A 12,943-nucleotide genomic window follows, 5' to 3' on the forward strand; every position below is an offset into this window, starting at 1 on the left:
ATAAGCAGCCCCCTCCAGTGAGGACCCTGAGACACCATGCCGGACATAGCCCTCTACCAGCCGGACATCCCGCAGAACACCGGGACCATCCTGCGCCTCGCCGCATGCCTCGGGGTGCGGGTCCATATCATCGAACCCGCCGGGTTTCCGGTGTCGGACAGCGCCCTCAAGCGGGCCGGCATGGACTATCTGGAGCGCGCGGCGATGACGCGCCATACGTCGTTTGAGAAGTTCGAGGCCTGGCGCGCGGCCAGCGGCAGACGTCTTGTCCTTCTCACCACCGGATCGGACCGGGCCTATACGGATTTTCGGTTCGCCGGGAACGACATTCTGCTGATGGGCCGCGAAAGCAGCGGTGTCCCCGGCCCTGTCCATGATCGTGCCGACGCGCGTCTGACGATCCCGATGAGTGAGGGCATGCGCTCGATCAACGTCGCCGTCGCCGTGGGCATGACGATCGGAGAAGCCCTGCGGCAAACGGGCACATTTCCCGGAACTCCCTGACCGGAGCACCTTGTGCCGGCCCCATCGCCAGGGTGGCCGCCTGGAGCCATCAAATAGTTCAACATGACCGGAAAATGCTCTAGAAGCTGATTTCGACCTCTTTATATCCTGAGTGATTGCAGCCCGAATTTTCAACCACAGGACGTTGTCATGAACGCACCTTCTCCGGAAAACCGTGGCGGCCCCGTCCCGGACGCCATCGAGGACAAGAAAAAGATCGCGCCTGACTGGTTTCAGGAGCTGCGCGACCGGATCTGCACGGCCTTCGAGGACCTGGAAGACGAACTCGGTTCCCCGAAAGGTTCCCAGGCCAGGTCCCAGGCAGCCCCCCTCGCCGACCGTCCCGCCGGCAGATTCCAGCGCACGCCCTGGGAACGGACGGACAGCACCGGGGAAAAAGGCGGCGGTGGCGTCATGTCGATGATGCACGGCCGGGTCTTTGAAAAAGCCGGCGTTCATATCTCCACGGTCCACGGAGAATTCTCGCCCGAGTTCCGGAACCAGATCCCCGGCGCCAACGAGGATCCCAGGTTCTGGGCCGCCGGCATCAGCCTGATCGCCCATCCGCAAAACCCGCATGTGCCCGCAGTGCACATGAACACCCGCATGGTGGTCACGACCCGCCAGTGGTTCGGCGGCGGCGCCGACCTGACGCCGGTTCTGGATGCCAGGCGCAGGCAGGACGATCCGGACACAGAGACGTTCCACCGGGCGATGCAGGCCGCCTGCGAGGCGCATGAAGTCGCCGATTACCCGGCCTACAAGGCCTGGTGTGACGACTACTTCTTTCTGAAGCACCGCAACGAGCCGCGCGGGACCGGCGGCATCTTCTATGACTATCTGAACAGCGGCGACTGGAATGCCGACTTCGCCTTCACGAAGGATGTCGGCCTGGCCTTTCTGAACGTCTACCCCGACCTGGTACGGCGGAATTTCCGGAAATCCTGGACCGATGCCGAGCGCGAGGAGCAGCTTGTGCGCCGGGGCAGATACGTCGAATACAATCTTCTTTACGACCGTGGCACGATCTTCGGACTGAAGACCGGCGGCAACGTGGCGTCGATCCTGTCGTCGATGCCGCCCGTGGTGAAATGGCCATGACCGCCGCCGGCATCAGACGCCCTCGGGCTCAGACGTCCGCGGCCGCCCGCACCCGGTCCAGGTTTATGTTACCGAAACTGCGGTCCAGCACCATGTCGCAGAACTGGACCAGCATGTCCTGGTCCAGCTTGGCGCCCATCTTCTTCAGGATCTCGACCGCAACCCGGGTCGGCAGGCACTCCCTGTACGAGCGCGTTTCCGTCAGCGCGCTGAAGATGTCGCAGATCGTCATCAGCCGGACCTTCGGCGTCAGCTTGTCTGCCGCCAGTCCGTCGGGATAGCCGGTTGCGTCCAGATACTCGTGGTGCTGGATCGCCATCCTCTTGATATCGGCAGGCACCTCGAGCCTGGGCTTGAGAATGTCACGGCTGAAATTCGGATGTTTCTCGATAAGAAGGCGTTCCTCGTCGGTCAGCTTGTCGGGCTTGTCGAGGATCGTCAGCGGTATCCGCATCTTGCCGATGTCATGCACCAGGCCGCCGGCAACGACCTGCTGGCAGTCGGCCTCGCTCCAGCCCAGATGCCGGGAGAAAATTCCCGCCATTCCGGCCACCATCAGGGAATGGCTGTAGGTGGCACTGTGGTGAGTGTGGATCGCGTCCAGCCAGGGCGAGATGCCGTAGAGTGTCACGGCCGAGAGGATCTCGATGGCACTCTCGTTCAACAGGTTCATCTGGATTTTCGAGCCTTCCGTGGCCGAAAACGCCAGGCTTTCCAGCATTGCATTGCCTTTTTGAAACGCTTCCAGTGTCTCGGCAGGCACCGAGGAAGGAACATGCGCAGCAAGGTCCACGGCCATCGCGCTCTTGATCTTGCGGACCAGAACCGCCAGCGGTGTGTCCCGTTCCAGAACATCCGTCTTGCCAAGCGCAGCCGCCTGAATGACCTCGCGGCGGTTCTTTTTCGAGATCAGGCAGATCACCGGATTTTCCGCGATGCTGTCCCACGCAGTCGTCAACGCCGCCAGCCCGGCATCGCTCGCCTCGAACAGCTCGATGATCGCGACACGGGCCTCGCCGACTGTGCGGGAGGAAACATCTGTCATTTTTACGAGGCGTGCGGGAAAGAAAAACGGCAACTTCCTGACAGGTGAGTCAAGTGAAAGCGACCCGTCTGAAATGAGAACGATTTCCATTCATTGCCTCGTCGGGATACCTGTGAAAGATCGAATTGGAGTTTCGCTTTCACTATTTATATTCCCGAGGAATGAACCAAGCATTGACGCGGTCCGGCACTGCTGAAATCAGACCTGTCTTATCCCGAACTGCCGGCGCGCAGCACCAGATCCACTTTACTCAACGTAAACTTGCTCGCGCGCCATTCGGTTTCCAGCTTCTGAAGCAACTCCCCCAGAGCCGGTCCCGGCGCATGGCCGGCTGCGATCAGGTCCGCCCCCTTCACGGGAAACGCGGGCAGCGGCGCCTGCCGCACACGCTCGAGCAGTTCGCGCCAGTCATCCTCCGGCGGCGGCGTCCCTTGCGCCTTCCGGAAGGCCCAGTGCGCCAGCAACCCGTCAACGGCGCCTTGACGTCCGAATTCGTAGATCATGTCCCGTGCATCCGGCGGGGGCGCCGTGGGATCCGCCGACTGGCGCAGAAATTTCATTGCCGCCCACGCCGTCCGCATCCTGTTGCGTTCGGCATTCGACAGCCGGAGGCGGTCGCAGATCCGCTCAAGATCCTCGCGCACGAAACCGCCCAGAACCACGAGGCCCAGTTCAGGGTCGGACACGTCCGGAGCGAACGGAGCCAGCCCGCGCAGGGCGCAATAGTCCTCGATGCGGGCAAGGCCACCCGTGGCGATTTCCCAGAGACCGCTGTCGTTCATCATCCGGAGCGCCGCCGCCGCCAGGGGCGCACGCAGCAGGCGCCGCATCTCGTGTCCGATCCGTTCCCCGGACAAGTGCCGCAGGCCGTCGCGCTGGCGCAGACACGCGTCGCGCCCCGCCGCATCGATGTCGCCTTCACCATAGGCTGCATAAATCCGGAAGAACCGCAGAATGCGCAAATAGTCCTCCCTGATCCTGCTGTCCGGATCCCCGATAAAGCGGACCCGGCGGGCCAGGCAGTCCGCCAGTCCGCCGAGCGGATCGAACAGGTGGCCCCGACGGTCCGAATAGAGGGCATTCAAGGTGAAGTCCCGGCGCTCCGCGTCCCGGACCCAGTCCCTCCCGAACACCACCTTCGCCTGACGCCCGAAGGTCTCCACATCCTGGCGAAGCGTGGTGACTTCATAGGGAACCCCGCGGCTGATCACGGTCACCGTACCGTGGTCGATGCCTGTGCCCACAGGCTTCAGGCCCGCGTCGAGCGCACGCTGCATGACGGTTTCGGGCCGCGCCGTGGTCGCGATATCGATGTCTGGCACCGGATGCCCCAGCAGCGTGTTGCGGACCGCGCCTCCGACCACGCGGGCCTGGTCGCCCTCCAGTTCGAGGGCGGAAAACACCGCCTGGATGCCTGGCGTGTTCAGCCAGTCGGCCCGGCCGAGCATATGATTGACGTCTGCGGTCATGCCTCTATTCGAACCGGCCCGGGACAAACACGCCATCGCGCATATGGGAGGGAATGAAGTTGGCTTCTTCCGGGCTCTTGCCGAGCGTCGCCATGCTTACAAGGCCCGCGATGACCAGGGCGAGCCCGGCGAAGGTGAGCCAGGCGATCGGTCCCCGCGACCAGCGTTCCGGATGGTTGCTCTTCTGGCTCATCCAGAGCCAGAGCGCGTAACCGAAAAAAGGCAGCAGGAACAGCAGCAGATGTGCCAGAAAAACACGAAGCATCAGCGATAGACCGTTTCGTACAAGGAGCGGATAATCCCCGCGGTGACGCCCCATATATGGCGCTCACCGAAGGGCATGGCATAAAAGTATCTCTGTCGGCCCTGCCATTCACGGCTGAGCTTCTGGTGGTTTGCAGGATCCATCAGGAACCCCAGCGGCACTTCGAAGACAGCCTCGACCTCGCCCGGATTCGGCAGGAAGGGCGCGTCGCCGCTGATCACCCCGACCACCGGAACGACCCGGTAGCCGGATCCGGTCAGATAGGGAGCAAGATTGCCGAGCGTTTCCACCCGCGTCGGCGTGAGGCCGATCTCTTCATCCGCCTCGCGCAACGCCGCGGCAACGGGGCCGCTGTCGACAGGATCGATCTTGCCGCCCGGGAAAGCCACCTGGCCGGCATGGGACTTGAGGTGCCCGGTCCGCTGCGTCAGCACGACACTGGGCCCGTCGTCGCGGTCCAGAATACCGATCAGGACAGCCGCCTCACGCGGCGGCCCGTCCCACCTGGCGTAGGGGCCCAGATCCGGATTGAGCACATGATCGCCGGTTTCCTCGACAGGGCTGCCGGCGGTTTCCTTGAGGGTCTCGCGCAGCCGGTGCGACCAGTCGGTCAGCTCGAACCTGTCTCTTGTCAGCGGTGCTGTCATGCGGTCGCGTCATCCGGTCGTTTGTTTGTCGTCATCCGGTCACCCCGTAGTTCCGTTGGCCCGCAGTTCCTTTGGAAAGTCACACCGCACCGTCCATGAGCTCGGGACTGACCGCGAAAAACCGTCCACCGCTCCAGACCCCCGTCTCCATGTCGTCATCGCTGCCACGCACTTCCATCAGGTCCGCCAACTGGTACATCAGGGCTCTGGTGAACAAGGCCTCCAGCCGCCCCCTGACCAGAACATAGGGTTTCAGTCCACCGCTGTCCGGTTCTTTTTCGAACCTGAGCGGGTGCTCCGGCCCGATCTTCACGAGATCACCCAGATTTGTACGCACTGTCAGCAACCGGGTTTCCGGCCGTCCCTCGCCGGCCGTCTCGACCGCCATTTCCACGGCAAGCAGCGGGGCGTCGTCAACGGTGATGCCGATTTTCTCCACCGGTGTCACCAGGTAGTGCCTGCCGTCTGCGTCCTTGCGCAGCACCGAGGCGAACAGCCGGACCAGCGCAGGCCGGCCGATCGGCGTGCCGAGATAGAACCAGGTGCCGTCCCGGGCGATCCTGATATCCAGATCCCCGCAAAACGGCGGATTCCACTTGTCCACAGGCGGCGGCGACCTGTCACCGGCATGCGCACGGCTCATCAGCGCCTTCAGACCTTCCGGCATTCCCGCCTGCGAATTCGCCGGATTTTCCGCCATTGTTCTCCTCGCTTTGGTCTTTTTCAATTCGGCCCACCGGAAAATCTGACAATTCCCGGGCCGGGCAGATCGCTTTCACCCGAGACCCCGTCTTCCGGGGCCCCACCTTTTCCCCAGCGCAGGAAAGAATCTTGGCGCTTTCCACTGTATGGCGCACAATTGCGCCTTATGTACTGAATTATATGGTGTCAGACTGGAAGAGTCGCAGCAACCGGGGATGCGGGCCCAAAAAGCTCGAAGCGGGATCCGGGCGCCGTGTCTGGAAGCCGAACGATTTTTACGGGAAAGGTGTTTCATGAGCGTTGTTTCTCACACAAGCCCCAGCGAAGAAGACCTCGCCGCCGTTGCCGAAAACGCCGAGCGTGCGGTGAGCCGGATCAACGATGCCAAGACGGATATTGCCCGGATCATCTTTGGTCAGGAAAAGGTCGTCGAGCAGTCGATCGTCACCATCCTGGCCGGCGGCCACGGTCTGCTGGTCGGCGTTCCCGGCCTCGCCAAGACCAAACTGGTGGAAACGCTCGGCACCGTTCTGGGCCTGGATGCGCGCCGGATCCAGTTCACGCCGGACCTGATGCCTTCCGACATTCTCGGAGCCGAGGTGATGGAGCAGAGCGCCGACGGCAACCGTTCGTTCCGCTTCCTTCCCGGACCCGTGTTCTCGCAATTGCTGATGGCCGATGAAATCAACCGCGCCAGCCCGCGCACCCAGTCCGCCCTGCTGCAGGCCATGCAGGAATACCATGTCACCGTCGCCGGTCATCCCCACGACCTGCCGCGTCCGTTCCATGTGCTCGCGACCCAGAACCCGCTTGAGCAGGAAGGCACCTATCCGCTGCCCGAGGCCCAGCTCGACCGCTTTCTGATGCAGATCGACGTGCATTACCCGGACCTGGAAGCCGAGCGGCGCATCCTTGTGGAAACCACGGGAGCCGACCAGGCCCAGGCCCAGGTCGCCATGACCGCTGCGGAACTGCAGGAGTACCAACAGCTCGTGCGCCGCATGCCCGTCGGCGAAACCGTCGTGGAGGCCATCCTGAAGCTCGTCCGGTCCGCAAGGCCCGAAGACGGCGGCGGCACCTCGGATGTCACCCGGCTGATTGCCTGGGGACCGGGCCCGCGCGCGAGCCAGGCGCTGATGCTGACCGTGCGCGCCCGCGCCCTGGTCGACGGCCGGCTTGCTCCCTCCGTCGACGATGTCCTGGCACTGGCCGAACCGGTTCTTCAACACCGCATGGCCCTGACCTTCGCCGCGCGCGCGGATGGCCACACTGTGCGCGACGTCGTGCGCAGGGTGAAAGAGCAGATCGCCTGACACGCCCGGCTTCGCCCCGTTTCGCGTCGTGACCGCACCAGGAGAGAGAATGCATGGACGCCCCCAGCACCAACGCAGGCCTTGACCCGGCAACATGGCCGAACGTCATCGGCGAGGCCCGGTCGGTCGCCGACGCCTTGCCTGCCCTGCTGGTGGAGGCAAGCCATGTCGCCAGTTCGATCATCGCCGGCTGGCACGGGCGCCGCCGGGCGGGGCCGGGCGAAAGCTTCTGGCAGTTCCGGCCATTCAACATGGGCGAGCCCGCCAAGCGCATCGACTGGCGCCGCTCCGCCCGCGACGATCATCTTTATGTGCGCGAGCGCGAATGGGAGGCGGCCCACACGGTCTGGCTCTGGGCCGACCTGTCGCCCTCCATGGTGTTCCGCTCGCGCCTGTCGAATGTCACCAAACGCGACCGCGCCATCGTGCTCATGCTCGCCATGGCCGACATGCTGGCGGAGACCGGCGAGCGGATCGGCCTGCCGGGTCTGACCCGCGCCTTTTCGGACCGGCGGGCCGCCGAGCGCCTTGCCGATGCGCTGGCACATCTGTCGAAGCCGGTCGCCCTGCCCGATACCGCTTCGGTGAAACGCTTCGCCGATGTGGTCGTCGTGTCGGACTTTCTGGATCCGCTTGAGGACATCGCCGCCTGGATTTCCCGCGTGGCCGCGACCGGCGCGCGCGGGCATCTCGTCCAGGTGCTCGACCCGATCGAGGAAACCTTTCCCTTTGACGGGCGGATCGAGTTCTCCGACCCCGAACTGGGTCTCCGCCTGACGGCCGGGCGCGCGGAACAATGGCGCGAGGACTACCAGAACAGGCTGGAAGCCCACCGCGCGGAAGTGCGCGACATGGCCCGCCGGGCCGGCTGGACCTATTTTCTGCATCATACCGACCGCCCGGCATCGGAACCGCTGCTGGTCTTGCACAGTGCGCTGTCCGGCGCACAGGATGTCATGCAAAGCGGAGGTGCCTGAGCCGTGTTCGCAGGCCTGCCCCTGACCTTCATCACGCCCTGGATCCTGGCCGCGCTCGCCTTGCTGCCGGTCATCTGGTGGCTGCTGCGTCTGACCCCGCCGCGCCCGCGGGAAATCCGCTTTCCGCCGACCCGCCTGCTGCTGGGCATCGACCAGCACGAGCAGACGCCCCAGCGCAGTCCCTGGTGGCTGACGCTGTTGCGCCTGATGCTGGCGGCGCTGCTGATCATCGCCCTCGCCGGCCCGATCTGGCGCTCGCCCGAACCCGTGCAGACCCAAGACGGTGTGTTGTGGGTTCTCATCGACAACGGCTGGACATCTGCGAAGGCCTGGGACGCCCAGACCGGCGCCGCCGAACAGATCCTGACCTCCGCCGAGCAGGAAGGCCGGCCGCTCCTGTTCGCCGCCACCGCGGAAGGCCCCGGACAGGCCTTCGCACCGGAGGCCGCGACCGCAGCGCTGGAAAAGCTGCGCGCCCTCCAGCCGCGCCCCTATCCGCCGCAGCGCGCGGAACTCAGCATCGGCCTGCGCAAGGCGGCGCAAAGCAACCCGCCGGGTGCGATCATATGGCTGTCGGACGGTGTCCGCTCGAGCGGGGCTTTTGTTCGGGACCTCGCCGCTATTGCGGGTGACGCCCCCATCACGGTGTTCACCGGTCTCGACACCCCGATGGGACTGAAAGACCTGAGGAACGATGCCGAGGCCCTGTCCCTGACAGTGGTGCGGCATCCGGACCAGAAGCTCGGAACGGCAAATATCAGGGCCCTGGATCTGAAAGGTCTCGTGCTCGGCGAAGTGCCGGCCAGTTTCACAGCCGGCGCGACGGAAACCGAAGCCCGCTTCGAATTGCCGACAGAACTGCGCAACGACATTGCCCGGGTTGAAATTTCGGGCGAGGCGGCCGCGGGCGCGGTTCAACTGGTGGACGACAGCTGGCGCCGCCGCACGGTCGGCCTGATTTCCGGCCAGTCCGGCGATCTGGACCAGCCGCTGCTGTCGCCGGTCTATTATCTGGAACGGGCGCTGCTGCCGTTCTCCGACATCCGGCGGCCACGGGTCAGCGACATTGCCGAAGCCGTGCCGTCTCTGATCGACCAGGGCATTTCCGTGCTCGTGCTGGCGGATGTCGGCCGGCTGCCCGACACCACCACGGAGATGCTCCGGGACTGGATCCGGAACGGCGGCACACTGGTTCGGTTCGCCGGTCCCAAGACCGCCGGCGGCAGCGACGATCTCATCCCCGTGCGCCTCAGGGCGGGCGACCGGTCGCTCGGCGGATCGCTCAGCTGGAAACAGCCGCAGCATCTGGCCGATTTTCCCGAGGGCTCCCCGTTCGCCGGCTTGAAGACACCCGAGGAGGTCACCGTGACCCGGCAGGTGCTGGCGGAACCGACCTCCGATCTTCCCGACCGGACCTGGGCCATGCTGGAGGACGGCACCCCGCTGGTGACGGCCTCACAGGTCGGTGCCGGCACTCTGGTGCTGTTTCATGTCACGGCGGACAGTTCCTGGTCCAACCTGCCCCTGTCAGGCGTTTTCCTCAACATGCTGCGCCGTGTTCTTTCGGTGTCCAATGTGGTTGCCGCTTCCGAATCTCCGGAAGACGGCAGCTCGACGACAAGCGTGTTGCCGCCGCTCAGGCTGCTGGACGGCTTTGGACGTTTCGGCTCGCCTCCGGTGGAAGTCACCCCCGTCAGCGCGATCGCCTTCCAGCAAGCTGCCGCCAGCCGCCGCACCCCCCCGGGCCTTTACGGCACGGAAGACGGCTTCAGGGCCCTCAACCTGATGGAAAAGGAGGACGAACTGGCCCCTCTTGACCTCAGCTTGCTCGGCGGCAACGCAAGCGAAACGCCCTACCCGGCCACCGATCCGCTGGATCTCAGATCCGCTTTCTTCACGTTGGCCTTCCTTCTCATGATCGCCGATGCCATCGCCGTCTTCCTTCTTGCGGGCGGTCTCGGCCGGGTCGGCCTGCGCGGCCACGGCAGCAGCGCCGCCGTCGCCGTGATGATCGGCGCAGCCCTGCTGCTGGGCCCCGCCCTGGGCCCGGCCGACGCCCAGTCGGCCTCCAGCGATCTGGATGCGCTGGAATCGACACTGGACACCCGGCTGGCCTATGTGCTGACCGGCAATCCGGAGATCGACGACGCCAGCGCGGCGGGCCTTTCCGGGCTCTCCCAGTTTCTGTCCGAGCGCACCGCCCTGGAGCCCGGATCACCGAACGGGCTGAACATCGATAGCGACGAACTGGCCTTCTATTCCCTGCTTTACTGGCCGATCGATCCGGCCGCGGACAAACCCGACGACAGGACGATCGCCCGCATCGACACCTTCATGCGCAATGGCGGCACGATCCTGTTCGACACCCGCGACCATATCAGCGCCTCGGCCAGCGGTTTTTCCTCCACACCGGCAACCCTCAAGCTGCGCGAGATCCTAGAGGATCTCGATGTGCCGCCCCTCGAGCCGGTGCCGCCCGATCACGTGCTGACAAAAGCCTTCTATCTGCTCGACACCTTTCCCGGACGCTACGCCACCAGCCCGCTGTGGGTCGAAAGCCTGGAGGAAATCACCGCCCGCGGCGATCGCCCCGTGCGCGCGGGCGATGGCGTTTCCCCGATCCTGATCACCGGCAACGACTTCGCCGCCGCCTGGGCGATCACCAATACGGGAGAATTCATGTATCCGACCGTGCCCAACAACCCGGTGCAGCGCGACTACGCCTTCCGCTCCGGTGTCAACATCGTCATGTACAGCCTGACCGGCAACTACAAGGCCGATCAGGTCCACATTCCCGCCCTGCTCGAACGGCTCGGACAATAGGAGAAAACTGAAACCTATGGTCTGGTCACTCTCCTTCGATCCGCTTTTGCCCCTGTGGGCGCTCGCTGCCGGCGCCGTCGTCACGGTGCTGCTCACCGGCCTGTCGGGCTTTCTCAAGCTGCGCGGCTGGCTGCTGCGCTCGCTGACCATGGCCCTGTTGCTGCTGGCCCTCGCCAATCCCGCCATCGAGCGGGAGGAGCGGGAACCGCTCTCCAGCGTCGTCGCGCTCGTCGTCGACAAGAGCCAGAGCCAGCGGCTTGGCGGACGCGAGACGACCACCGAGGAGACCGCCGCCGAAGTCCGGCGCCGGGTGGAGGCACTCGAGGGATTTGACCTGCGTGTTCTGGAGGCCCGCAATTCAGGCAGCGGAGACGGCACCCAGGTTTTCCAGACGTTGTCCAGCGGGCTCGCGGACGTTCCGCCGGAACGTGTCGGCGGCGCCATCATCATCACCGATGGCCAGATCCACGATATTCCGGAAAGCGCCGGGTCGCTCGGCTTCGACGCGCCCGTCCACGGCCTCATCACCGGCGAGGTGGGAGAGCTCGACCGCCGCATCGTCCTTGAAAAGACGCCCCGTTTCGGGCTCGTGGGCTCCGAGGAAACGGTCAGCCTGACCGTGGTTGATCAGGGCCGGGGCACCGGTCCGGGCGACCAGGTGCGCCTGAGCGTGAAACGCGACGGCGACATCGTCACCGAGCGGATGGCCCGTACCGGTGAAAAGATCGACATTCCCGTCGAGATCGCCCATGGCGGCGACAACATTTTCGAGTTCGAGGCAGCGCCGCTTTCAGGCGAACTGACAACGCTCAACAACCGGGCCGTCGTCACCATCGACGGCATTCGTGAGAACCTGCGCGTTCTGCTGGTGTCCGGCTCGCCCCATGCCGGCGAGCGCACGTGGCGCAATCTCCTGAAATCCGATGCCTCCGTCGATCTCGTCCATTTCACCATTCTGCGCCCGCCGGAAAAGCAGGACGGCACGCCGATCAACCAGTTGTCGCTGATCGCCTTTCCGACCCGCGAACTGTTTTCCGTCAAGATCGACGAATTCGACCTGATCATCTTCGACCGCTACGTGCGCCGCAATGTTCTGCCGATGCTCTATTTCGACAACATCGCGCGTTATGTCCGCAACGGCGGCGCGGTCCTTCTGGCCGGCGGCCCCGACTACGCCGAAGGCGGCAGTCTGTACCGCACACCACTGGCCTCGATCCTTCCGGCACGGCCCACCGGAACCATCCTTGAACAACCCTTTCACGCAACCCTGGCCCATCTTGGCGAGCGCCACCCGGTGACCCGGGGACTGCCCGGTTCCGAACAGGATCCCCCCGCCTGGAGCCGGTGGTTCCGCGCGGTCGACACGGAACTCGATGCCGGCCAGGAACTGATGTCCGGCCCGAGCGACACGCCGCTTCTGGTCCTCAACCGGGAAGGTGAAGGCCGGGTGGCCATGCTCCTGTCAGACCATGTCTGGCTGTGGGCGCGCGGTTTCGAGGGCGGCGGCCCCCATGTGCCGCTGTTGCGCCGTCTGGCCCACTGGCTGATGCAGGAGCCGGATCTGGAGGAAGAGGCGCTGAATGTCTCCCTGCGCGGCTCGGAACTGGTAATCGAACGCCAATCGCTCGGCGAGTCCGTCGGCGATGTCACTGTGGTCTCACCGACCGGCGACCGCACCGAGTTCGCCTTGAGCGAACAGGACCCGGGCCTGTGGCGCGGCGGCCTGCCGATCTCGGAAACAGGGCTGTTCTCCATTTCCGAGGGAGAGATGAGCGCACTCATTCACGTGGGCCCGCCGAACCCGCGCGAATACACCGATGTGTTGTCGACGCCCGAGGCGCTGGCCCCCGTCAGCGAGGCCACCGGCGGCACTTCCGAGCGCCTGCGCGACGTCGGCGGTGCGTTGAACATACCCCGCATCGTGCCCGTCCGGCCGTCGGCGAGCTACGCGGGCAATGGCTGGGTCGGCCTGAAGGCGACCGAGGCCAGCGTTCTGAACGGCATCGACCGTTATCCGCTGATGATCGGCCTGTTCGGCCTCGTCCTCCTGCTCGGCGCCCTCTCCCTGACCTGGTACCGGGAAGGCCGGTAAACCGC

At 64.9% G+C, this 12,943-nt stretch carries 11 protein-coding genes; 6 read left to right on the forward strand and 5 right to left on the reverse strand.

Translation table 11 applies throughout. The features are described from left to right. Nucleotides 1–36 precede the first annotated feature (36 nt). The gene (locus WNZ15_RS23495; RefSeq protein WP_342895469.1) at nucleotides 37–504 is read left to right on the forward strand and encodes a tRNA (cytidine(34)-2'-O)-methyltransferase; all 468 of its coding nucleotides are present in this window, start codon (nucleotides 37–39) and stop codon (nucleotides 502–504) included. 150 nt (nucleotides 505–654) lie between these two features. Further along, nucleotides 655–1,605: an oxygen-dependent coproporphyrinogen oxidase gene (gene hemF / locus WNZ15_RS23500; protein ID WP_342895470.1), complete on the forward strand. Its 951-nt coding sequence runs from the start codon at nucleotides 655–657 to the stop codon at nucleotides 1,603–1,605. 28 nt (nucleotides 1,606–1,633) lie between these two features. Here hemF and WNZ15_RS23505 read toward each other — a convergent pair whose 3' ends face one another. The 5 genes from WNZ15_RS23505 to WNZ15_RS23525 all read right to left on the reverse strand — a co-directional run bounded on the left by WNZ15_RS23505 (nucleotide 1,634) and on the right by WNZ15_RS23525 (nucleotide 5,731). Then, nucleotides 1,634–2,650 carry an HD domain-containing phosphohydrolase gene (locus tag WNZ15_RS23505; RefSeq protein WP_342895471.1) on the reverse strand — a complete coding sequence of 339 codons (1,017 nt, stop codon included), beginning with the start codon at nucleotides 2,648–2,650 and terminating at the stop codon, nucleotides 1,634–1,636. A 209-nt stretch (nucleotides 2,651–2,859) separates the two neighbouring features. Continuing rightward, the gene (locus WNZ15_RS23510) at nucleotides 2,860–4,119 is read right to left on the reverse strand and encodes a CCA tRNA nucleotidyltransferase (protein WP_342895472.1); all 1,260 of its coding nucleotides are present in this window, start codon (nucleotides 4,117–4,119) and stop codon (nucleotides 2,860–2,862) included. Nucleotides 4,120–4,123: 4 nt separating this feature from the next. After that, nucleotides 4,124–4,384, reverse strand: a complete 261-nt coding sequence (locus tag WNZ15_RS23515; RefSeq protein ID WP_342895473.1) for a DUF6111 family protein — start codon at nucleotides 4,382–4,384, stop codon at nucleotides 4,124–4,126. After that, nucleotides 4,384–5,031 (reverse strand): CoA pyrophosphatase, encoded by a 648-nt coding sequence (locus tag WNZ15_RS23520; protein WP_342895474.1) that lies wholly within the window; start codon nucleotides 5,029–5,031, stop codon nucleotides 4,384–4,386. The genes WNZ15_RS23515 and WNZ15_RS23520 overlap by 1 nt, the downstream gene beginning before the upstream one ends. A gap of 79 nt (nucleotides 5,032–5,110) precedes the next feature. After that, nucleotides 5,111–5,731 carry a DUF1285 domain-containing protein gene (locus tag WNZ15_RS23525; protein ID WP_342895475.1) on the reverse strand — a complete coding sequence of 207 codons (621 nt, stop codon included), beginning with the start codon at nucleotides 5,729–5,731 and terminating at the stop codon, nucleotides 5,111–5,113. 295 nt (nucleotides 5,732–6,026) lie between these two features. Here WNZ15_RS23525 and WNZ15_RS23530 point away from each other — a divergent pair, with 295 nt between their 5' ends. From WNZ15_RS23530 to WNZ15_RS23545, 4 genes are read left to right on the forward strand one after another with little or no spacing between them, the layout of a single operon-like run. Continuing rightward, nucleotides 6,027–7,046 carry a MoxR family ATPase gene (locus WNZ15_RS23530; protein ID WP_342895476.1) on the forward strand — a complete coding sequence of 340 codons (1,020 nt, stop codon included), beginning with the start codon at nucleotides 6,027–6,029 and terminating at the stop codon, nucleotides 7,044–7,046. Between the two features lie 53 nt (nucleotides 7,047–7,099). After that, on the forward strand, nucleotides 7,100–8,023 hold the full coding sequence (locus tag WNZ15_RS23535) for a DUF58 domain-containing protein (RefSeq protein WP_342895477.1): 924 nt from the start codon (nucleotides 7,100–7,102) through the stop codon (nucleotides 8,021–8,023). A gap of 3 nt (nucleotides 8,024–8,026) precedes the next feature. Further along, complete coding sequence (locus WNZ15_RS23540) at nucleotides 8,027–10,846, forward strand: DUF4159 domain-containing protein (protein WP_342895478.1); 2,820 nt, start codon at nucleotides 8,027–8,029, stop codon at nucleotides 10,844–10,846. 16 nt (nucleotides 10,847–10,862) lie between these two features. Beyond that, complete coding sequence (locus tag WNZ15_RS23545; RefSeq protein WP_342895479.1) at nucleotides 10,863–12,938, forward strand: hypothetical protein; 2,076 nt, start codon at nucleotides 10,863–10,865, stop codon at nucleotides 12,936–12,938. Nucleotides 12,939–12,943: the final 5 nt, after the last annotated feature.

Origin of the sequence: Roseibium sp. AS2, from assembly GCF_038900065.1 — a bacterium.
GTDB lineage: Bacteria > Pseudomonadota > Alphaproteobacteria > Rhizobiales > Stappiaceae > Roseibium.

What these genes read in the sequence shown, in the direction of transcription:
- WNZ15_RS23510 (WP_342895472.1), bottom strand. Translation starts at nt 4,119, where the DNA reads ATGACCGCAGACGTCAATCATATGCTCGGCCGGGCCGACTGGCTGAAC.
- hemF (WP_342895470.1), top strand. Translation starts at nt 655, where the DNA reads ATGAACGCACCTTCTCCGGAAAACCGTGGCGGCCCCGTCCCGGACGCC.
- WNZ15_RS23545 (WP_342895479.1), top strand. Translation starts at nt 10,863, where the DNA reads ATGGTCTGGTCACTCTCCTTCGATCCGCTTTTGCCCCTGTGGGCGCTC.
- WNZ15_RS23530 (WP_342895476.1), top strand. Translation starts at nt 6,027, where the DNA reads ATGAGCGTTGTTTCTCACACAAGCCCCAGCGAAGAAGACCTCGCCGCC.
- WNZ15_RS23505 (WP_342895471.1), bottom strand. Translation starts at nt 2,650, where the DNA reads ATGACAGATGTTTCCTCCCGCACAGTCGGCGAGGCCCGTGTCGCGATC.
- WNZ15_RS23525 (WP_342895475.1), bottom strand. Translation starts at nt 5,731, where the DNA reads ATGGCGGAAAATCCGGCGAATTCGCAGGCGGGAATGCCGGAAGGTCTG.
- WNZ15_RS23495 (WP_342895469.1), top strand. Translation starts at nt 37, where the DNA reads ATGCCGGACATAGCCCTCTACCAGCCGGACATCCCGCAGAACACCGGG.
- WNZ15_RS23520 (WP_342895474.1), bottom strand. Translation starts at nt 5,031, where the DNA reads ATGACAGCACCGCTGACAAGAGACAGGTTCGAGCTGACCGACTGGTCG.
- WNZ15_RS23515 (WP_342895473.1), bottom strand. Translation starts at nt 4,384, where the DNA reads ATGCTTCGTGTTTTTCTGGCACATCTGCTGCTGTTCCTGCTGCCTTTT.
- WNZ15_RS23535 (WP_342895477.1), top strand. Translation starts at nt 7,100, where the DNA reads ATGGACGCCCCCAGCACCAACGCAGGCCTTGACCCGGCAACATGGCCG.